This is a genomic window from Pseudomonas danubii (assembly GCF_042980055.1).
Classification (GTDB): Bacteria; Pseudomonadota; Gammaproteobacteria; order Pseudomonadales; family Pseudomonadaceae; genus Aquipseudomonas; species Aquipseudomonas danubii.
Genome location: NZ_CP116502.1, coordinates 4,757,869 through 4,777,414, shown reverse-complemented (window position 1 = coordinate 4,777,414; position 19,546 = coordinate 4,757,869). Strand labels below are relative to the sequence as shown.

Annotated in this window: 20 protein-coding genes; 9 read left to right on the top strand and 11 right to left on the bottom strand. The window is 63.9% G+C overall.

Features of this window, described 5'->3' with window-relative positions:
* The first annotated feature begins 202 nt into the window (after window positions 1-202).
* A complete protein-coding gene (locus tag PFZ56_RS21570; RefSeq protein WP_102863460.1) occupies window positions 203-739 on the top strand; it encodes a hypothetical protein in 537 nt (178 codons plus the stop codon).
* Between the two features lie 48 nt (window positions 740-787).
* Here PFZ56_RS21570 and PFZ56_RS21565 read toward each other — a convergent pair whose 3' ends face one another.
* Window positions 788-1,783 carry an aldo/keto reductase gene (locus tag PFZ56_RS21565; protein ID WP_110596913.1) on the bottom strand — a complete coding sequence of 332 codons (996 nt, stop codon included), beginning with the start codon at window positions 1,781-1,783 and terminating at the stop codon, window positions 788-790.
* 118 nt (window positions 1,784-1,901) lie between these two features.
* Here PFZ56_RS21565 and PFZ56_RS21560 point away from each other — a divergent pair, with 118 nt between their 5' ends.
* Window positions 1,902-2,816 carry a LysR family transcriptional regulator gene (locus PFZ56_RS21560; protein ID WP_102863462.1) on the top strand — a complete coding sequence of 305 codons (915 nt, stop codon included), beginning with the start codon at window positions 1,902-1,904 and terminating at the stop codon, window positions 2,814-2,816.
* A 93-nt stretch (window positions 2,817-2,909) separates the two neighbouring features.
* Here PFZ56_RS21560 and PFZ56_RS21555 read toward each other — a convergent pair whose 3' ends face one another.
* Window positions 2,910-3,038: a hypothetical protein gene (locus PFZ56_RS21555; RefSeq protein ID WP_256596732.1), complete on the bottom strand. Its 129-nt coding sequence runs from the start codon at window positions 3,036-3,038 to the stop codon at window positions 2,910-2,912.
* A gap of 171 nt (window positions 3,039-3,209) precedes the next feature.
* Here PFZ56_RS21555 and PFZ56_RS21550 point away from each other — a divergent pair, with 171 nt between their 5' ends.
* A complete protein-coding gene (locus PFZ56_RS21550; RefSeq protein WP_042941707.1) occupies window positions 3,210-3,398 on the top strand; it encodes a hypothetical protein in 189 nt (62 codons plus the stop codon).
* Between the two features lie 17 nt (window positions 3,399-3,415).
* Here the strand turns inward: PFZ56_RS21550 and PFZ56_RS21545 are convergent, their stop codons facing one another.
* Window positions 3,416-3,796, bottom strand: a complete 381-nt coding sequence (locus PFZ56_RS21545; protein WP_102863463.1) for a fe2+ zn2+ uptake regulation protein — start codon at window positions 3,794-3,796, stop codon at window positions 3,416-3,418.
* A gap of 300 nt (window positions 3,797-4,096) precedes the next feature.
* Here PFZ56_RS21545 and PFZ56_RS21540 point away from each other — a divergent pair, with 300 nt between their 5' ends.
* Entirely contained in the window at window positions 4,097-6,430 is a 2,334-nt protein-coding gene (locus PFZ56_RS21540; protein WP_170002776.1) for an acylase, read from the top strand.
* A 52-nt stretch (window positions 6,431-6,482) separates the two neighbouring features.
* Here PFZ56_RS21540 and PFZ56_RS21535 read toward each other — a convergent pair whose 3' ends face one another.
* The gene (locus tag PFZ56_RS21535) at window positions 6,483-7,484 is read right to left on the bottom strand and encodes a FecR family protein (protein WP_102863465.1); all 1,002 of its coding nucleotides are present in this window, start codon (window positions 7,482-7,484) and stop codon (window positions 6,483-6,485) included.
* A gap of 290 nt (window positions 7,485-7,774) precedes the next feature.
* Here PFZ56_RS21535 and PFZ56_RS21530 point away from each other — a divergent pair, with 290 nt between their 5' ends.
* Window positions 7,775-8,812 carry an Ldh family oxidoreductase gene (locus PFZ56_RS21530; protein WP_170002778.1) on the top strand — a complete coding sequence of 346 codons (1,038 nt, stop codon included), beginning with the start codon at window positions 7,775-7,777 and terminating at the stop codon, window positions 8,810-8,812.
* Window positions 8,813-8,868: 56 nt separating this feature from the next.
* Here the strand turns inward: PFZ56_RS21530 and PFZ56_RS21525 are convergent, their stop codons facing one another.
* Entirely contained in the window at window positions 8,869-9,189 is a 321-nt protein-coding gene (locus PFZ56_RS21525; RefSeq protein ID WP_102863467.1) for a YqjD family protein, read from the bottom strand.
* Between the two features lie 234 nt (window positions 9,190-9,423).
* On the opposite strand from PFZ56_RS21525, the gene PFZ56_RS21520 reads away from it, so the two are divergent.
* Complete coding sequence (locus PFZ56_RS21520; RefSeq protein WP_011061196.1) at window positions 9,424-9,678, top strand: hypothetical protein; 255 nt, start codon at window positions 9,424-9,426, stop codon at window positions 9,676-9,678.
* Here the strand turns inward: PFZ56_RS21520 and PFZ56_RS21515 are convergent.
* Window positions 9,650-10,585 (bottom strand): LysR family transcriptional regulator, encoded by a 936-nt coding sequence (locus PFZ56_RS21515; protein ID WP_170002780.1) that lies wholly within the window; start codon window positions 10,583-10,585, stop codon window positions 9,650-9,652. The two genes, PFZ56_RS21520 and PFZ56_RS21515, sit on opposite strands and share 29 nt — an antisense overlap.
* An 84-nt stretch (window positions 10,586-10,669) precedes the next feature.
* Here PFZ56_RS21515 and PFZ56_RS21510 point away from each other — a divergent pair, with 84 nt between their 5' ends.
* The gene (locus tag PFZ56_RS21510; protein ID WP_170002782.1) at window positions 10,670-11,590 is read left to right on the top strand and encodes a carbon-nitrogen hydrolase family protein; all 921 of its coding nucleotides are present in this window, start codon (window positions 10,670-10,672) and stop codon (window positions 11,588-11,590) included.
* Window positions 11,591-11,604: 14 nt separating this feature from the next.
* Here PFZ56_RS21510 and PFZ56_RS21505 read toward each other — a convergent pair whose 3' ends face one another.
* The gene (locus tag PFZ56_RS21505; protein ID WP_170002844.1) at window positions 11,605-12,150 is read right to left on the bottom strand and encodes a GNAT family N-acetyltransferase; all 546 of its coding nucleotides are present in this window, start codon (window positions 12,148-12,150) and stop codon (window positions 11,605-11,607) included.
* Window positions 12,150-13,064, bottom strand: coding sequence for a LysR family transcriptional regulator (locus PFZ56_RS21500; RefSeq protein ID WP_110653217.1), 915 nt, complete (start codon window positions 13,062-13,064; stop codon window positions 12,150-12,152). The genes PFZ56_RS21505 and PFZ56_RS21500 overlap by 1 nt, the downstream gene beginning before the upstream one ends.
* Before the next feature lie 127 nt (window positions 13,065-13,191).
* Between PFZ56_RS21500 and PFZ56_RS21495 the strand changes: the two genes are divergently transcribed.
* Window positions 13,192-14,727 (top strand): MFS transporter, encoded by a 1,536-nt coding sequence (locus PFZ56_RS21495; RefSeq protein WP_170002784.1) that lies wholly within the window; start codon window positions 13,192-13,194, stop codon window positions 14,725-14,727.
* Here PFZ56_RS21495 and PFZ56_RS21490 read toward each other — a convergent pair whose 3' ends face one another.
* Window positions 14,728-15,981, bottom strand: a complete 1,254-nt coding sequence (locus PFZ56_RS21490; protein ID WP_170002786.1) for a ferric reductase-like transmembrane domain-containing protein — start codon at window positions 15,979-15,981, stop codon at window positions 14,728-14,730. It abuts the gene before it with no gap.
* Between the two features lie 505 nt (window positions 15,982-16,486).
* Between PFZ56_RS21490 and glsB the strand changes: the two genes are divergently transcribed.
* The gene (gene glsB, locus PFZ56_RS21485; protein ID WP_102863474.1) at window positions 16,487-17,395 is read left to right on the top strand and encodes a glutaminase B; all 909 of its coding nucleotides are present in this window, start codon (window positions 16,487-16,489) and stop codon (window positions 17,393-17,395) included.
* 3 nt (window positions 17,396-17,398) lie between these two features.
* Here the strand turns inward: glsB and PFZ56_RS21480 are convergent, their stop codons facing one another.
* Together PFZ56_RS21480 and PFZ56_RS21475 are read right to left on the bottom strand one after the other, a co-directional pair.
* Window positions 17,399-17,860 (bottom strand): LEA type 2 family protein, encoded by a 462-nt coding sequence (locus PFZ56_RS21480; protein ID WP_102879221.1) that lies wholly within the window; start codon window positions 17,858-17,860, stop codon window positions 17,399-17,401.
* A gap of 166 nt (window positions 17,861-18,026) precedes the next feature.
* Complete coding sequence (locus PFZ56_RS21475) at window positions 18,027-19,466, bottom strand: nucleobase:cation symporter-2 family protein (protein WP_011061444.1); 1,440 nt, start codon at window positions 19,464-19,466, stop codon at window positions 18,027-18,029.
* Window positions 19,467-19,546: the final 80 nt, after the last annotated feature.

Sequence of the window (19,546 nt, the reverse complement as noted above, 5' to 3'; positions counted from 1 at the left end):
TAATTGTGTCGAGTTTGTACAGAAATTGTAATTTGTGGAAATAAAGCGTTGTTGGGAGGTCGTCCTGGCGTTGATACTTGCGCCCATTCAGATGATTCAACACGGCTTGCACCCAGTTTCAGACGCCAGGTAAGACTTTTCCGGTCCTCTCTGAGCCAGGCTGAACAGGAGGATTGGCAAGCCGGACTACAGGAGTGTCAGCATGGCAATCGGATACGTTGGAGGCTGGACCAGCAAGGCGGGTCTGTTGGTGCAGGACGGCGGTGGCAGCGGTTCCTCCAAGCCGGTCTCGCAAAGTGCCAAGGTACGGCAGATGTTGAGCCTGGTGGGAAGCAACCCCACCGTGCTGGATATCCGCAAGATGGACCAGTTGAAGCTTCACAAGCAGATCAAGGGTTTCGACCCGACCAACGTGACCACCAAGTCCCTGGGTGGCATGAGTACCTTCCTCAAGAACAACGGCCTGATTTCCGACATCACCGCGTTGAACCTGATCAACGCCGGCGACAAGTTCGACCGTTTCGGCATTCCGAAGAACCCGGATGAGCCGTTCAATGCCCTGGAATACTTCGCGATGAAGCTCGATGACATCCAGAACAACAACATCAAGGGCAACAAGTACGCCAACTACCTGGTTCCCGAGTACAAGAAGGCCATCTACGTTCTGCAGAGCCTGCAGAACTATGGCAAGGGCAACGGCACTACGGTGACCGACAAGAACGTCTCCGCCAAAGCCTGATCCAGCCGCGGCGCGCGCTCTTGCCGAGCCCGCGCCGCGTTCCTTGCGTCAGCGATTCAGCAGCGCCATCACCTCCTCGGTGTACCGGGGACCTGCGGTGGCCTGCGGGCTGAAAATGCCCTCCAGCGAAGCCAGCTCCGCGGCACTCAGGCGGATCTGCAGCGCTGCCACGTTTTCCTCCAGATAGCGCCGTTGCTTGGTTCCGGGAATCGGGATCAGGTAGTCGCCCTGTGCCAGCACCCAGGCCAGGGCCAGTTGCCCGGCGCTGACCTGTTTGTCCGCCGCCAGTTGCTGCACCTGCTTCACCAGTTGCAGGTTGCGCTGGAAATTCTCGCCTTGGAAACGCGGGTTGGAACGCCGGAAATCGTCGGCGGCAAAGTCATCAGGACTTTTCAGGGCGCCGGTCAGAAAGCCGCGACCCAGCGGACTGTAGGGGACAAAGGCGATCCCCAGGCGCTGGCAGGCGGCCAGGCAGCCGTTGTCTTCCTGATCCCGGCTCCACAGCGAGTATTCACTTTGCAGGGCGCTGATGGGATGCACCTGATGAGCGCGCTCAAGCGTGCTGGCCGAGGCTTCGCTCAAGCCCAAATAGCGCACCTTGCCGGCCTGGACCAGCTCCGCCATGGCGCCGACGGTTTCTTCGATGGCCACGTCCGGGTCGACCCGATGCAGGTAATACAGGTCCAGGGTTTCCACGCCCAGGCGCCGCAGGCTGCCGTCGATGGATGCGCGCACGTATTCGGGACGGCCGTTGACGCCGCGGGCCTGCGCATCGCCCGGATCGCGGACGATGCCGAACTTGCTGGCCAGGAACACTTGCTGGCGCTTGCCGCGAATCGCCTGGCCGATCAGTTCCTCGTTGCTGTGGGGGCCGTACATATCGGCGGTGTCCAGCAGGTTGATCCCCAGTTCCAGGGCGCGGTGCAGGGTGGCAATGGCCTCCTTGGGGTCGTTGCCGGTGGTGTAGAAATCGCTCATGCCCATGCAGCCCAGGCCAATGGCAGAAACCTGCGGACCCTGATGGCCCAGTTGTCGAGTGTGCATCGCTCAATACTCCGATGAGGGGGAAAGAGCGCTCAGTGTGCTACTCGACAAAAGCTGTATAAACAGGCTAAAAGCGCTATCACTATTATCATTATCTAAATAATCGTGAGCCTGTTTCATGGACCGTTTCAACGCCATGCGTGTCTTCACCCGAATTGTCGAGCTGGGCGGCTTTGCCAGGGCCGCCGAGGATCTGCACATGCCGGCGGCCTCGGTCACCATCCTGATCAAGCAACTGGAAGCTCACCTGGGCGTGCAGCTTCTGCACCGCACCACCCGTCAGGTGAGCCCGACCCTGGACGGCGCCGCCTATTACCAGCGCTGCGTGCGCCTGCTGGCGGACCTGGAGGAGGCCGAAGCGGCATTTTCGGTGACCCGGCACAACCCCCGGGGGCTCTTGCGCATCGATATGCCGGTGGGCATCGGTCGGCTGATCGTGATTCCCGCGTTACCGGAGTTTTCCGCCCGCTACCCGCTGATCGAACTGGAGATCGGCCTCAATGACCGCCCCGTGGACCTGATCCGTGAGGGCGTGGATTGCGCCTTGCGGGGCGGCCCGACCCTGGATGACAGCCTGGTGGCCCGGCCGCTGGTGCAGTTGCAGCAAGTGACGTGCGCCAGCCCGGGCTACCTGCAGCAACAGGGAACGCCCCAGTCGCTGGCCGACCTGCAAGGGCATCGGATGGTGGAGTATTTCTCCAGTGTCAGCGGCAAGCGTTATGGCCTGGAGTTCTACATCGATGGCCAGTTGCGCCCGATGGAGTTGCCCAAGCAGGTGGCGGTCAACAGCGCCGACGGCTACCTGGCGGCCTGCGAAGCCGGTTACGGACTGGTGCAGACGCCGTATTACAACGTTGCCCGACAGTTGCGGGCCGGGGTCTTGCGCGAGGTCCTGGAGGATTTTCCGGTGCCGTCGCTGCCGCTGACCGCGATGTATCCGCCTCAGCGTCATCTGTCCACCCGGGTGCGGGTCTTCGTCGACTGGCTGCTGGAGTTGTTCGCCCGCCCTGGCAATGGCACCTCGCGACCCTGAAGGTTTGTCACAAAGAGCAGAACGCCCGCAGCGGGGCGGGCGTTGGTTGGGGGAGTGGCAGATTCAGCGGGGCCGATGGACTGGCCGAATGACTCAGCGGTGGTAGTAGCCCGGGCCGCCGTCGTAGTAACGGTGATGCCCGCCATCGCGGGGCATGATGATGCAGCCTGACAGGGTCAGGATCGCCAGCAGGGGAATCAGCAGTGTGATTCGACGGAACATTTCTCAATCCTCAAAGGGCACAGGGAGCTCGACAGGACGATGAAGGAGAAAAATCTCTTTCGCGCCTGTACCATGTGACCCCGATTTCCCCGGCGCATCCCCGAATCCGGGTAGGTGCTTGGCATCGTTCTTGATACACGGCGGATACATTTTCAGCTTCAGGACCCCGCAATGACCCAGTCACAACGCTTGAAATACTCGATCCTGATTTCCCTGGTGGTACTGGGGATCATGCTTGGCCTTTCCTACCTGCAGAACCACGGCGTCATCAGTGAAAAACTGTTCCAGTACATCGCCATTGGCGTGGCGGTGGTCGTGGTGGTGATCAATGGCGTGATGCGCCGCAAGGTCAAGCCCTGAGCCGTGGCTCGACCGTCTCAGGAGAGACCGTCGAGCACTGCCGCAGCCTGCTGATGCAGGCTGTAGCTCTTGTCGGCGTTGAGGGTCAGCACGCCCTCGCTGCACAGGCGCTTCAAGACTTCCCGCACGCTTAAGAACGACAGTGGAATATCCAGTTCCAGCAGTTGACTGTGGACCCCCCGCACACCCAGGGAGCGCTCGCTCTGGGCGGCGGTGAGCAGGGCGTCGATGACTTTCAGGCGAATCAGGCTGGTGCGCAGGCCAAAGCTTTTCAGCAGCTGCTTGATCCGTTCGTTACTGTTGCGCTCGGCGTTCTTGCCGAAGACACCGGCGCCGGCATTCAGGGAAGGCGTGTTGTTCACGGTGATGCCGTCCATTGGCAGTTGCGGGTTGTACATGCAAAAACTCCTTAGCAGAGCCTTATCAGGAAAAGAATGATGGGTGCTCTAGTAACTAGACGAACGAGCACGGCAAATCATGAAGCCCGGGATGTAGAAAAATTGTCGGTATCAAGTCGCTGACCTGTCAGCGCCAGGTCGGTGTTGACCTCCGGGGGGTAATTTTTTCGGCGGCCATTCGTCCATAGGGGCAGGCAGGCGTCGGTTGATCCGTGCGCGGCCGGATTCCCAGACTGGCGGCGTTGCCCAACCCTTCCTGCACACCAGTCCTGGTTCTGTATTTTTGCATCAGGAGTCGGCGTGATCATTTCCAGGCAGTTACCGCATTTTTGCCTTGCAGCCCTGTTTCTAAGTCTCAGTTGCGGTGCCCATGCACAGGCGCAGCCCGAACCGACCCGCGCCGAGATTCGCCGCACCAGCTTTGGTGTCCCGCATATCCGTGCCAGCGACGAGCGCGGCCTGGGTTATGGCATCGGTTACGCCTACGCCCAGGACAATCTGTGCCTGATGGCCAATGAAGTGCTGACGGTGAACGCCCAACGGGCCCGGTACTTCGGTGCCGAAGGTCAGACTCTGGAGCAACGGGACAACCTGAGCAGCGACGTGTTTTTCAGTTGGCTGAACACGCCCCAGGCGGTGGCCGGCTTTTGGCAGGCGCAGCCGCCGGCGGTGCGTGAGCGCATGCAGGGTTATGTCGAGGGCTACAACCGCCAGTTGGCGGAGCGCCGGGGCCAGGGGCTGCCTGAGCAGTGCCAGGGCGACTGGGTACGGCCGCTGGCCACCTCGGACCTGGTGAAGCTGACCCGGCGCCTGCTGGTGGAAGGCGGCGCCGGGCAGTTCGCCGAGGCCCTGGCGGGAGCCACGCCACCGGGCGTCACGGCCCAGGCGGCACTGAGCGAGGGGCACTGGCAACTGGCGGCAGCCCGCCAGCAAGGTTTCGCCCTGGACCGTGGCAGCAATGCGGTGGCCATCGGCAGCGAGCGTTCGTTCAACGGTCGCGGCCTGCTGCTGGCCAACCCGCATTTCCCCTGGATCGGCGCCATGCGTTTCTATCAGATGCACCTGACCATTCCCGGCCAGCTGGATGTGATGGGGGCCGCCTTGCCCGGCCTGCCGCTGATCAATATAGGTTTCAACCAGCACCTGGCCTGGACCCACACGGTGGATGCATCCAAGCATTTCACCCTGTACCGCCTGCAATTGGACCCCAAGGACCCGACCCGCTATCTGCTGGACGGCCGCTCGCAACCCCTGGAGCGCCAAACCGTGACGGTGCAGGTCAAAGGCGCGGATGGTCAGTTGCATAGCGAGTCGCGGACCCTCTACAGCTCGGTCTTCGGCCCGGTGGTGCAGTGGCCGGGGGAGCTGGACTGGGACCGCGAACATGCCTACAGCCTGCGTGATGCCAACCTCGACAACACCCGGGTGCTGGCCCAGTGGTACGCGATGAACCAGGCCGACAGCGTGACGGGCCTGCAAGACAGCGTGCATCAGCTGCAGGGCATTCCCTGGGTCAACACCCTGGCGGTAGATGACCAGGGCCGTGCGCTGTACATGAACCAGTCGGTGGTGCCCAACGTCACCCAGGCCAAGCTCGCCCAATGCAGCGATCCACGGGGCGGCACCCAGGTCATCGTCCTTGATGGTTCCCGCAGTACCTGCGCCTGGGACATCGACCCGGCGGCGGCCCAGCCGGGGATCTTCGCCGCTGGCCAATTGCCGCAACTGGCGCGCAACGATTACCTGCAGCACTCCAATGACTCGGCCTGGATGGTCAATCCGGCGGCGCCGCTGCAGGGCTTTTCGCCGGTGATCAGCCAGCAGGACGTGCCGCTGAAGATGCGTGCGCGTTTCGCCCTGGATCGCTTGAGCCGGATGCCCAAGGCCCAGGTCAGCGATCTGCAGCATATGGTCACCGATGATCAGGTGTACCTGGCCGGTCAGGTGATGCCGGACCTGCTGCAATTCTGCGCGCAGGACCTGGGCCCCGACGCCCAGCGACTGGCCGCGCTGTGCGCCAGCCTCAAGTCCTGGGATCGCAGCGCCGGGTTGCAGACGGGCCTGGGCTTCGTGCATTTCCAGGGCATCATGCAGCCGCTGTTGCAGCGTCCGGATATCTGGCGTGTCGCCTTCGACCCCAAGGACCCGCAGCACACGCCACGGGGCCTGGCCATCAGCCGTCCAGCAGTGGCCCAGGCCCTGCGCGAGGCGATGCTGGCTTCGGCGCAGCAAGTGACGCAGGCCGGGCTGGGCGCCGATGTGCGCTGGGGCGATATCCAGCAGGTGAGCCAGGGCGGGCGGCCGACCCCGGTGCCTGGCGGCCCGGAAAGCCTGGGGGTGTACAACGCTATCCAGAGCGTGCCGGGTGCCGACGGCAAGCGCGAGGTGGTGAGCGGCACCAGCTACCTGAATGTGGTCAGTTTCGATGAGCAGGGGCCGCGGGCCCTGGGCCTGCTGGCGTTTTCCCTGTCCAGCGATCCGGCGTCGCCGCACTTTCGCGACCAGACCGAGGCCTTTGCCCGGAATCAGTGGAGTGTGCTGCCCTTTACCGAGGCGCAGATCCGCGCCGATGGCCAGTATCAGTCGCAACTGATCCAGGAGCCGCGCCAGGATTCGCAGCCATTGGCCAGGTAGTGGGTGTCAGAGGTTGACAGGAATCGAGGCCGCCCCCGTAACGGGGCGGCCTTCAGCTTTTTGGCGGGGACTGGGGCAACGAATTGATCACCGGGTTGCCGTCGCGATTGCGCGTCAGGTAGACCGGCAGCACCTTGGGCAACGAAGTCAGGAGGCTCCTGATTTCCCGGGTGTTGTAGATGCCGCCCACGCGGATCTTGCCGGTCGAGCTGTCAGCCAGCTGCACCGGGGTGTCCAGGTAGCGATTGATCAGTGGCAGGGCATCGCTGAGGGCCAGGTTGTCCAGCACCAGTTTGCCGTTGCGCCAGGCCAGGGAACTGTCGTTGCTGTAGGTCTGGCTGATCTGCGGCGCGTAGTCGCCATCCTTGTAGTGGGCCTGCATGCCCGGTTCCAGGCGGAAACCTTCGCCGGGCAGCGCGGTATTGCTGGTGACCAGCACCGAGCCCTGAAGCAGGGTGACCCGTACCTGATCCTCATACATCCACACGTTGAACTGGGTGCCGGTGACCTTGATCTGGCCTTGGGCGGCCTTGACCACGAACGGATGGCTGCTGTCGTGGCTGACCTTGAAGAACGCCTCGCCCTTCTTCAGGGTGACCCGGCGCTGATCCTTGTAGTTGCTGTAGGTCAGGCTGCTGCCCAGGTTCAGTTCCACCTGGCTGCCGTCGGCCAGGGTCACGTTGCGCAGGCTGTCGCCGGCTTCGAAATGTTCGTAGGACGATGGCAGCCAGCCCAGTTCCCAACCGCTGTAGGCGGCCAGGGGCAGGGCGCACAGGGCGACGGCCGCGGCCGCACCGTAGTGCTGCCAGGTGCGCCGGGGGGCAGGCTTGACCGGAGCCGGCGCCAGAGTGGAGGGCGGCAGTTGATCGGCCACTTCCCATATCTCCCGCATCGCCTCGTATTCGAAAGCGTGCAGGGGGTCGGCATCATGCCATTGCTGAAAGGCCAGACGCTCCGCATCGCTGCAGTCGGCTTCATGCAAACGCATGCACCATTGCGCGGCAGCTTGGGTAATGGCGTCGTATTCGGCTTCTGAGAGGATCTGTTCGCTCATTGACTCTTCCTGATTTCCCGCATTCTACCCTCCGGCGCAAGGCTTGTAGAACAGCCGTCATGGCTAATGCGCATCAAAGTGAACTTATTTTCATCGGCCACGCCCTGAAAACCCGCTGTGTATCGAAAGTGTCTACAAATGGGCACGCCTTGCGGCCGTGTCTGTTGGCCTGCAACTCTGGCACCTTCCTTGCGAGCCATGGGATCGGGTTGACAGGGCCAACAGTCAGCGTTGTCTAATCGCCGGGTCACACGCTGTCGCCCCCTCCAATAATTACTCTGGAGCTTCAGATGTCTGCATCGTCCCTGGTTGTTGAAACGCCTTGCGAATACCTCTCTCTGCCGGCCCTGGTGCAGTTGCTGGAGACGATTTTCCTGCGTCATGGCTGCCGCGCCGAAGTGGCCCGTTGCCTGGCCGAGAACTGCGCCGCCGCTGAGCGCGACGGTGCCCAGAGTCATGGTGTGTTTCGTATCCCCGGCTATGTCTCGACCCTGGCCAGTGGCTGGGTCGATGGTCGGGCGGTGCCTGTGGTGGAAGACGTTGCGGCGGCCTTTGTCCGGGTCGACGCTGGCAACGGCTTTGCCCAACCGGCCCTGGCGGCCGCTCGCGAGCTGCTGGTCAGCAAGGCCCGCAACGCCGGGATCGCGGTGCTGGCGATCCGTAACTCGCACCATTTCGCCGCACTCTGGCCTGATGTCGAGCCCTTTGCCGAAGAGGGGCTGGTGGCCCTGAGCGTGGTCAACAGCATGACCTGTGTCGTGCCTCACGGCGCCGACCGGCCGTTGTTCGGTACCAATCCGATTGCCTTCGCTGCGCCCCAGGCCCAGGGCCAGCCGATTGTCTTCGACCTGGCCACCAGTGCCATCGCCCACGGCGATGTGCAGATCGCCGCGCGCAAGGGCGAGCGCTTGCCCCTTGGCATCGGCGTCGACAGCCTGGGGCAGCCGACCCAGGACCCCAAGGCGATTCTCGAAGGTGGCGCCTTGCTGCCGTTTGGCGGCCACAAAGGTTCGGCCCTGTCGATGATGGTGGAGTTGCTGGCCGCGGCCCTGACCGGAGGTCACTTCTCCTTCGAGTTCGACTGGTCCAACCATCCTGGGGCCAAGACGCCCTGGACCGGGCAGTTGCTGATCGTCATCGATCCGAGCAAGGCCGCCGGACAGAGCTTCGCCGAGCGCAGCCAGGAATTGGTGCGGCAGATGCACGCGGTGGGACTCAAGCGCCTACCGGGGGATCGTCGGCATCAGCAGTGCGAACGTTCGCTGCAAAAGGGAATCGCGATTGGCGTGGAGCAACTGCAGCAGCTGCGGGCGCTGGCGCAGGCCTGAAACGAAAAAAGGCCAGGCCGCCACTGGCGCACCTGGCCCTGGAGCGAGCGGGGCGGTTACGAGCGCCGGCCCAGCAGCAGGCCGACCACCAGGCCAACGCCGGCGGAGATGGCCACGGTCTGCCACGGGTGGCCACCGATGTATTGCTCGGTGGCGTCCACCACCGGCTTGCTGCGCTCGCGCACGTTGTTCACCGAGTCCAGCGCCTGCTTGAGTTTGAGGCTCACTTGCTGGCGCAAGCTTTCACCTTCTTCACCTACCAGGCTAGCGCTGCCCTTGAGCAGCTTTTCCGATTCTTCGATCAGCGCCTGCAGTTCGCTGAAGGCCTGGTCCTTGATTTGATCGTTTTCCGCTTGCGCGGCAGATTTGCGAGCCATGAAGTTTTTCCTTGGAAATGTGGTCGGTGGTGCAAGGGCACGCCTGCGGTATCAGGCGTATTGCCCAAGTCGCTAGCAGCCTGCGGCAGCGGCTGCAGTCATCGGGTACAAGCAATGGAGTCCGGCGCTGGGGCAAAAGTTGCAGCCATTTTGCACCTTGCTCGCCACCCTTGAGTAAAACCGTCAGCCCCTACAGTGTAAGATGGCGCCTATTTTACGCAGCAGGAATTTCCCATGAGTTTCAATCTGGCTAACAAGACCCTGGCCGAACGCGCCGCCATCGAGGACGAGAAGTCCCGTCTGTTCGACTTGTGGCAGAGCAACCTGGGCAAGGCCAAGGGCGAGGCGGCACGGTTGTTCGGCGAGCGCGGCAAGCGCAAGGGCAAGTGGGCCGAGTGGGTGCGCGCGGAACTGGACGGCATGTCGCCGCCGGAGTACTCCAACATGGTGCGCAGTGAAGTCAATCGGCTGATGGCGGCGAACAAGTAACCGCGAAACACTCGACAATCGCTTCACGTACCTTCACCAGCAGCGGGTCGATCTGCGGGCTGGTGCGCCAGCCCAGTTCGATCGGATAGCGCGGCAGCGCCAGGGGGCAGGGCAGCAGCTGCAGGCCGGTGAACTCGGCGATGCGCCGCGCGGCATGGGCAGGAATGGTCGCCACCGCCTGGCTGCCCTTGAGCAGAAAGGGCAGCGCGGCAAAATGCGTGGTCGAGGCGCAGACCTGGCGACTGAGCCCCAGATTCGCCAATCCTTCATCGGTGATGCCGATAAACCCTTGTGACGACACCAGCAGGTGTTCGCGCCGAACGAACTCCTCAAGGTCGATCTGTCGTTGCCCGGGTTCCAGGCTGGCCGGGTCCGCCAAACACAGGTAGTCGCCTTCCCCCAGCACCTGCCGACTGAGCAGGCGCTCGGCAAAGCCACCGGCACTGATCGCCAGGTCGACGCTGCGCTGCAACAGCGCCTCGGCGACGATCTGGCTGTGGGTCTGGCGGAAGATCAGCCGCAACTTGGGCGCACGGCGGGCCACGGCTTCGATCAGGCGCCGACCGTAGGCAATCTCGAAATCATCCGACAGGCCGACCGTCACCGAGCGTCCCTGATAATCGGCGCTGTCCGGGGCAACCATGGCCAGGCTCTGGCGACATTTGTTCAGGGCCTCAGTGACCACCGGCTTCAATTGATTGGCCTTGAGGGTCGGCGCCAGGCCGCGGCCGGTGCGAACGAACAATTGATCGCCATACAACTCGCGCAAGCGGCGCAAGGCTGCACTCATGGCCGATTGGGTCACTCCCAGGCGCAGGGCTGCGCGGCTGGCGCTGGACTCGTCATGCAGGGCTTCGAAGGCCTTGAGCAGGTTGAGGTCGACGCTGGCGATATTCATCTGGTTCATATCATTAAGCACTGGGTTGGGGTTTATCGATGATCAGCGGCGGCAGGACAATGCGCAACACCTGATCGTTCGAGGAGTCATGTCATGCCCAAGTCCATCGTCGCCGCGCTGCAAATCGGTGCCTTGCCAGAAGGCAAGGCCGCCACCCTGGAGCAGATCCTCTCCTATGAGGGCGCCATCATCGAAGCGGGTGCGCAGTTGGTGGTGATGCCCGAAGCGCTGCTGGGGGGCTATCCCAAGGGCGAAGGCTTCGGCACCCAACTGGGTTACCGCCTGCCGGAGGGGCGCGAAGCCTTTGCCCGTTACTTTGCCAATGCCATCGATGTGCCGGGTGCGGAGACCGAGGCGCTGGCCGGGCTGTCGGCCCGTACCGGAGCCCATCTGGTGCTGGGGGTGATCGAGCGCAGTGGCAGCACCCTGTATTGCACGGCGCTGTTTTTCGATCCGCAGCAGGGGCTGGTGGCCAAGCATCGCAAGTTGATGCCCACCGGCACCGAGCGCCTGATCTGGGGCCAGGGCGACGGCTCGACCCTGCCGGTGCTGGACACCCAGGTGGGCCGGGTCGGCGCGGTGATCTGCTGGGAAAACATGATGCCGTTGCTGCGCACCGCGATGTACGCCCAGGGCATCGAAGTCTGGTGCGCGCCCACGGTGGACGAGCGCGAGATGTGGCAGGTGAGCATGCGTCACATCGCCCATGAAGGTCGTTGTTTCGTGGTCAGCGCCTGTCAGGTCCAGGCCTCGCCCCAGGAGCTGGGGCTGAAGATTGCCAATTGGCCGGCAGAGCGCCCGCTAATTGCCGGTGGCAGCGTCATCGTGGGGCCCATGGGCGATGTATTGGCCGGGCCGCTGGTGGGCAGCGCCGGGCTGATCAGCGCCGAGATCGACACGGCTGACCTGGTGAAGGCCCGCTATGACTACGACGTGGTCGGCCACTATGCGCGTCCGGATGTGTTTGAACTGAGCGTGGACCAGCGCCCCCGATCCGGGGTGCGTTTTATCTGAGTCGCCGGTGTTGCTCAGCGTCGGCGGCACCACTGCTCGCGGGTGATTTCCCAGATGTCCAGGGGGAAATGCCCGCCGACAAAGTCGCCGCTCTCGGAGCGCACCAGGCGCATGCCGCCACGCTCGGAGATGCGCCGCGAGCCCCGGTTCGGCGCAGCCTTGGGCACCCGCATCATTGGTTGTTGCAGCACGTCGAACCAGAACTCGTCGACCACGGTGCAGGCTTCGCTCATGTAGCCCTGGCCTTGCCAGGGCGGGGCCAGCCAGAAGCCGCGGTTGTTGTCGGCTTCGTCCATCAGGCTGATGCTGCCGATCATTAGCTCAGGCTCGCTGCGCAAACGGATCGTCCAGTGCCATTCTGTGCCCCGGGCCATGGCCGGCAGGGCCATGTCCCGCAGGTAGCTCAGGGCGCCGTCGGCCGGGTAGGGCCAGGGCACCACGGCATTGAGGTAGCGCACCACTTCCCACTGCGGAAAAAGCTGCTGGATGGCCTCGGCGTCCGCCAGTTCCAGGGGGCGCAGCAGCAGGCGTTCGGTGTGCAGGGTGGGAACAGGGTCGATCACGAGCGGGACTCCTTGTGGGCGTTGCCTAGCCTCAGTCGCTGGCTGAGAAAGTCGACGAAGACCCGCAATTTTGGCAGCAAGTGCCGGCTGCTGGGCCAGAGAATGGAGAACTTGCCGCGCTCTTGCTGATAGTCGTCCAGCACCGAGATCAGGCTGCCGTCGGCCAGGGCGCCGCAAACCACGAATTCGGGCACGTAGGCGATGCCCAGGCCCTGGCTTGCGGCGTGGATCAATGACTCCAGGTTGTTGCTGGTCAGGGCGCTGCCCAGTACCAGCGGTGGCGCGCCGTCGGGCAGGCGCAGATTCCATGGCTGCAGCACGCTGCCGCCGGGGAACTTGTAGCGCAGGCAGGCGTGCCGCTCCAGGTCCTGGGGGGTGTGCGGGATGCCGCGCTGGGCAAAGTAGCCGGGGGCGCCGATCAGCACGAAGCCGAAGGGACCGAGGCTCCTGGACTTGAGTTGGGAGTCTGGCAGCTCGCCGCTGCGGATCACCGCGTCGACGCCTTCGGCGATCACGTCGATCAGCCGGTCGTTGAAGTCCAGGTCCAGCTCGATGTCCGGATAGCGCGCGGCGAATTCCGGCAGGATCGGCAGCAGCATGCGATAGCCGATGGCGGGCAGGCTGACCCGCAGCCGGCCCCGGGGCTTGTCGCTGATCCGCGCCAGCTCGGCCTCGGCCTCCAGCACCTCGTCGACGATACGCTGGCCGCGCTCGTAGAACAGCGCGCCTTCGTCCGTCAGGCTCAGGCGCCGGGTGCTGCGATTGAGCAAACGCACACCGAGTCGTTGTTCCAGGCGCGCCAGGGCCTTGCCCACCGCTGAGGCGGACAGTCCAAGACGCTCGCCGGCCCCCACCAGGCTGCCGCTGCGGACCACGCAGACAAACACCTGCAGGCCGTTAAGGTTGTCCATCGCTCACCTCGATTGCAGCGTTTTTGTCCGTAAAGAGCGGAAGAATGCCTGGTTTTTCGCCTATTGCGGCACACCTATCATGGATTTTTCTGCAAATCGCCCGGGTTGCCAGGGCTGAGAGGTGTGTGTGAATCCTGAACTCGAATTGTCCCTGGGGCAGCCGGCCCGTGCCCGCGAGCGGGCTTCCTATGGCGTACTGGCCGCGGTCTGTCTGGCGGCCTTGATGTTGCCCCTGACCTTTGTCGGCGTGGCGGTGGCGACGCCGGCCATTGGCCGCGAACTGGGGGGCAGCCCGCTGGCCCTGAGCTGGACCACCAATGCCTTCATGCTGACCTTTGGCAGTGTGCTGATGGCGGCCGGCACCCTGGCCGACGAGTACGGTCGCAAGCGTTTGTTCAGTCTCGGGGTGGCGCTGTTCGGCCTGAGCTCCCTGGCCCTGGTGTTCGTGCCGTCGCTGCTGTGGCTCAACCTGTTGCGCGGGGTCCAGGGGCTGGCAGGCGCCGCTGCCCTGGCCGGTGGCTCGGCCGCCCTGGCCCAGGCCTTCGAAGGGCCTGCGCGAACCCGTGCCTTCAGCCTGCTGGGCACCACCTTCGGCGTCGGTCTGGCCTTTGGGCCGATCCTTGCCGGGGTCCTGATCGAGCACAGCGGCTGGCGCGGGATCTTTGTCTCCGGAGCGCTGATCGGCGGTCTGGCCCTGGGCTTTGGCGTGCCGCGCATGGAGGAGTCCCGGGACCCCGATGCCCGGGGCGTGGACTGGCCCGGCACCTTGAGTTTCACCCTGGCCCTGGTGCTGCTCACCTGGGGCATTCTGTTGGCGCCCCAAAGTGGTTGGGACAGCCCCTGGGTCCTGTTGTTGCTGGCGGGAGCGCTGCTGGCGCTGGGGCTGTTCATTGTTGTGGAGCGCCGGGCCTCGCGGCCGATGCTTGACCTGTCGCTGTTTCGCTACCCGCGCTTTGTCGGGGTGCAAGTGCTGCCCATCGCCACCTGCTACTGCTACGTGGTGCTGCTGATCCTGCTGCCGATCCGCTTTATCGGCGTCGAAGGCTTCAGCGAGATCGACGCCGGAATCCTGATGATGGCCCTGTCGGCGCCGATGTTGGTGGTGCCCTTTGCCGCGGGCTGGCTCAACCGCTGGTTCAGCGCCGGCAACCTGTCGAGCCTCGGTTTGCTGGTGGCTGCCGGCGGGCTGTTTTGGCTCAGTCGGATCGAGCCGGGGCAGGCCGCGGTCGAGCGGGTCTGGCCATTGCTGGTGATCGGCCTGGGCAGCGGATTGCCCTGGGGCTTGATGGATGGGCTGTCGGTGAGCGTGGTGCCCAAGGAGCGGGCCGGCATGGCCAGTGGCATCTTCAGTACCACCCGGGTGGCGGGTGAGGGCATTGCCCTGGCCTTGGTGGTGGCGCTGCTGGCGGGGCTGTTGCAGCACGGCCTTGCAAGCCAGGCGCCGCCGGGGGAGTCGCTGCTGGCCGCGCGGCAGTTGGCCGGTGGCGATCTGGCGGCCAGTGCCGGGTCCTTGCCGACGTTGTCCCGGGAAGGGTTGCTGCACATCTACTCCCAGGCATTCAGCCTGCTGTTGCAGGTGTTGATGGTCATCACCCTGCTGGCGGCCCTGGTGGTGAGGGTGGCGTTGCATGAGCCGCGCCACCCGTGTCAGGCCCGTGACTGATCAGCGGAACTCGAAGAACTCGTAGTGCAGGTTGCCTTCGGGAATCCGGTACTCGTTCATCAACTCCCGCACCTGGGCCAGCAGGCCCTTGGGTCCGCAGAAGCTGATCTGGATCTGCTGCGGGTCGGTTTCCGTGGCCGTGCGTTTGAGGGTCTGGGCCAGGGACTCGGTGCCGCCGCTGTTGGCGACGAAGTCCACGCCACGGGCCTGGGCCATGCCTTGCAGGGTGTCGACGCTGGGAAAGGCCCGGGACGGGTTGTAGCAGTACACCAGGGTCGCCTTGTCGAACTGCCCGGCGGCCGAGTCCTGCAGCCAGGAAATGAACGGCGAGATGCCAACGCCGCCGCCGATCCAGATTTCCCGAGCCGCCTCCAGAGGCCGCTTGAAGCGACCATAAGGCGCGTAGAGGACAGCGCGCATGCCGGGTTGCACCTGCTTGCGCAGGCGTTGGGTGTAGTCGCCGAGGGCGCGGATCACGAATTCGATACGCCCGTCTTCGCTCTGGGCGCTGGCGATGGTGAAGGGGTGCGGCTCGCGCAGGCCCTTTTCCTGCATCGACAAAAAGGCGAACTGTCCGGCCTTGAACGGAAAGCCCCGACCCAGGGGCGTCAGTTCCAGGTGCAGGGAGTTCTTCTCCACCTTGACCGCGCTCACCTGGTATTCGCCGACCTTGGCCAAGAAAGGGTAGAGCAGCAGCTTGTACAGGGCCCCGAGCACCCCGAGGATGCACAGCGCGCCGAGCCAGATACCCGAGGGCGAGTCCAGGGTGATGGGCGACTTGAAGCTCAGCCCGTGCAGGATGACGATCAGAAACAGCGGTCCGGACAGCTTGTGCCACCAGCGCCACTGGCTGTAGGGAATGTTGCGGTTCAGCGCCAGGAGCACGATCAGGCCCAGGGCCACGTAGCTCAGTTGGCGCACCAGGCGTGTCCAGTACTTCGACAGTTCGAGGATCGGCACGCTGTTCCATTCTTCCAGGTTGGCCTTGAACACCAGGTGATAGCTGGCGAACGCCAGGGCCCAGATGCCCAGCCATTTATGCACCTCGTAGACCCGGTCGAGGCCGCCGAACAGGCGCTCGACAAAACCCCAGCGGGCGGCCAGCAAGCAGGACAGGGCCATGTAGGCCAAGGCCGTGCTGCCCAGGATCATGCTCAGGGTGGCGGAGGTCAGCCAGGTGGAGGAAGGAATCTCCAGCAGGAGGGTGAAGGTGGTGATCAGCAGGACACCGACGATCGTGTGCCAGGTTTTCAAGGGTGCATGACTCCGCTCAGGAAATGCCGTCATGGCATGAACATCGACTGCCGCAAAGGGCCCCTTTGCAACGGGTGGGCGCTGCCAAAGGGAGCGATGCATGGAATGGTGTGGCGCTGGGGCAAAGCTGGATATGACAGGTTTTGTGCGCGTGACCGAGTGCCATTCTAGCGCTTGAACCTTAATTCAAGCTGATGCTGGTCATCGATCCGGTGTTTTATGACTGCTGAAAATGATCGAATCTCAATTGCATTTCGATTTCATGTGCTGGGCATTGCTGCAACTGGCGAGTAGCAGCCGGCTTGCCGGCGAAGGGCCCCTCGGGACCTGTGCAGGGCTTGGATTGTTTTCGCCGGCAAGCCAGCTCCTACGCGATGGCGTTGGCCCGGCTAGCGCCTGCGAGGTGGCGGAGGATTTGCACGCGGGTGTGCTGCGCAGGCTCTGGCGCGCGTCTAGCAGCCATAGCCCCGCAGCCGTATCGGGGCCCGTGACGATGAGCCCGACCATGCAAGCCCTGTTGAACCAGATCCTCGATGAAGTCCGCCCCCTGATCGGCCAAGGCCAGGTCGCCAACTACATTCCCGCCCTGGCCGATGTGCCAGCCAACCAGCTGGGGATTGCCGTGTATGGCAACGACGGCCAGGTGTTCAGCGCCGGTGACGCCGACACGCCGTTCTCGGTGCAGAGTATTTCCAAGGTCTTCAGTCTGGTGCAGGCCATCGGCCATTCCGGCGAGGCGATCTGGGAGCGCCTGGGTCACGAGCCTTCGGGGCAGCCGTTCAACTCCCTGGTGCAACTGGAGTTCGAGCGGGGTCGGCCGCGCAACCCCTTTATCAATGCCGGGGCGCTGGTGATCTGCGACATCAACCAGTCGCGCTTCGCCGCGCCGGCCTTGTCCATGCGCGACTTTGTCCGGCGCCTGTCGGGCAACAGTCAGGTGATGGTGGATGGCCGGGTGGCCGATTCGGAATACCAGCACCGCGCCCGCAATGCGGCCATGGCCTACCTGATGCAGTCCTTCGGCAACTTCCATAACGATGTGGAGGCGGTGCTGCGCAGTTATTTCAGCCACTGCGCCTTGCGCATGAGCTGCGTCGATCTGGCCCGGGCGTTCTGCTTTCTGGCCAACGACGGTTTCTGCAAGCACAGCGGCGAGCAGATCCTCACCCGGCGCCAGACCCAGCAGGTCAACTCGATCATGGCCACCAGCGGGCTGTATGACGAAGCCGGCAACTTTGCCTATCGGGTCGGCTTGCCGGGCAAGAGCGGGGTGGGTGGGGGGATTGTCGCGGTGGTGCCTGGGCAGTTCACGGTGTGCGTGTGGTCACCGGAACTCAACAGCGCCGGCAACTCCCTGGTGGGCATGGCGGCCTTGGAGCTGCTCAGCCAACGCATCGGCTGGTCGGTGTTCTAGGACTTACCAGGCGCCCGGGTTGCTCAGGCTGATTTGCCCGCGATCGATGAAACGCTGGGTGCCGAACAGGCCGCCGGCCAGCTTGCCTCGCAGTACGTAGGGCAGGTTGTCCAAGGTCTGGGTCTGGCTCAACCCCAGGGTCTGGCGCAGGACGGAAAACGCCGAGACGCTCACCGGAATCACCAGGATGTCCTCCGAGTAACGGCCGATATGCCCGCGCTGGTCGCTGACCCCGGACGCCAGCGGGCGGCCGTTGACTTCCAGGTCCAGGGCGACGCCGTTGTAGTCGATGGCATTTTCGTTGGGGTTCTGCAGGCGCAGCTTCACCGCGAAGCGCATTTCCAGCTCCTGGCTGGGCAGTGGCTCGATGCCCACCACGTTGATCGCCAGCGGGTCGCGGTTGGGCAACAGCGCACAGGCGCTGAGACTGAGCAGTACCAGGGTCAAGGCGATCAATCTACGCATGGCATACCTGTCGGCAATGGAAATGAATGGCGGACCGGCACCTTGTAGCCGCTGCCGAGCCTGCGAGGCTGCGACAAGGCCCGCAGGGCCTTGCCGGAAAACCCCCGACCAACCTCCAAGGCCGAGAGCCCATCACCCGCGCACGCAGCATAGACGCCCGCCAGCCTCAGGAGTTCGCTTTGCCGCTCATGTCCGGGTCTTGCATCACCTTGAGGGTCGCCGCTTCGGGGTCGAACTCATCCTCTTCCAGCTCAAGGAATTCCTCCGGCAGGAAAATGTTGAGGAAGATCGCGCAGAAGGCGCCCACGGTAATCGGCGACTCGAAGATGTTGTGCAGCGCCTTGGGCAGCTCACGCAGCACTTCCGGCACCGCCGCCACCCCCAGGCCCATGCCTAAGGAAATGGCCACGATCAGCACGTTGCGCCGATGCAGGCCGGCTTCGGCGAGGATCTTGATCCCGGCCACGGCCACGGTGCCGAACATGATCAGGGTGGCGCCGCCCAGCACCGGTTTGGGCATCAGTTGCAGCACCGCGCCGATCACCGGGAACAGCCCCAGCAACACCAGCAGCCCGGCAATGAAGTAGGCCACGTAGCGGCTGGCGACGCCGGTCAGCTGGATCACCCCGTTGTTCTGGGCAAAGGTCACCATCGGCAAGCTGTTGAACACCGCCGCCACCGCCGAGTTGAAACCATCCGCCAGCAGCCCGGACTTGATGCGCTTGATGTACAGCGGGCCTTTCACCGGCTGCTGGGAAATCATCGAGTTGGCGGTCAGGTCGCCGGCCGCTTCCAGGGGCGAAATCAGGAAGATCACCGCCAGCGGAATAAAGGCAATCAGGTCGAAGGAAAAACCGTACTTGAACGGCACCGGCACGCTCACCAGTGGCACCTCGGGCATGGCCGCCATGTCCACCCGGCCCAGCATCCAGGCCACCACGAAGCCCAGGGTCAGGCCGATGACGATCGAGCCCAGGCGCAGCATCGGGTGGTTGAAACGGTTGAGCACGACAATGGTCAGCAGCACCAGGGCCGCCAGCCCCAGGTTGCTCGCCGCACCCAGGTCGCTGGCGCCGTAGCCGCCGGCCATGTCGGTGACCGCCACCTTGATCAGCGACAGGCCCATCAGGGTGATGATGGTACCGGTGACCACCGGGGTGATCAGCTTGCGCAGCTTGCCGATGAACTGGCTGAGGAACATCTCGATAAAGGCCGCGACAAAGCAGATGCCGAAGATGGTGGAGAGGATCTCATTGGTGTCGCCGCCACGGCCCTTGACCATGAAGCCGGCGCTGAGCAGCACGCTGATAAACGAGAAGCTGGTGCCCTGCACGCACAGCAGGCCCGAGCCGATGGGCCCCAGGCGCCGGGCCTGGACGAAGGTGCCCAGGCCGGAGACGAACAGCGCCATGCTGATCAGGTAGGGCAGTTCGCTCTCAAGGCCCAGCACGCCGCCGAAGATCAGGGTCGGGCTGATGATGCCGACAAAACTGGCCAGCACATGTTGCAGGGCGGCGAAGATCGCCGCGCTGAAATGCGGACGGTCATTGAGGCCGTAGATCAGGTCGGACTTGTAGCGGGGAGGGGAACGATCAGGTGCGGTCATGGGAGAAGGCCTGCCAGTGGCGTGCGAAAACGCCAGGGCGCACGCCGGAAAGTGGACGGGACTTGGGCCGCAATGTCATG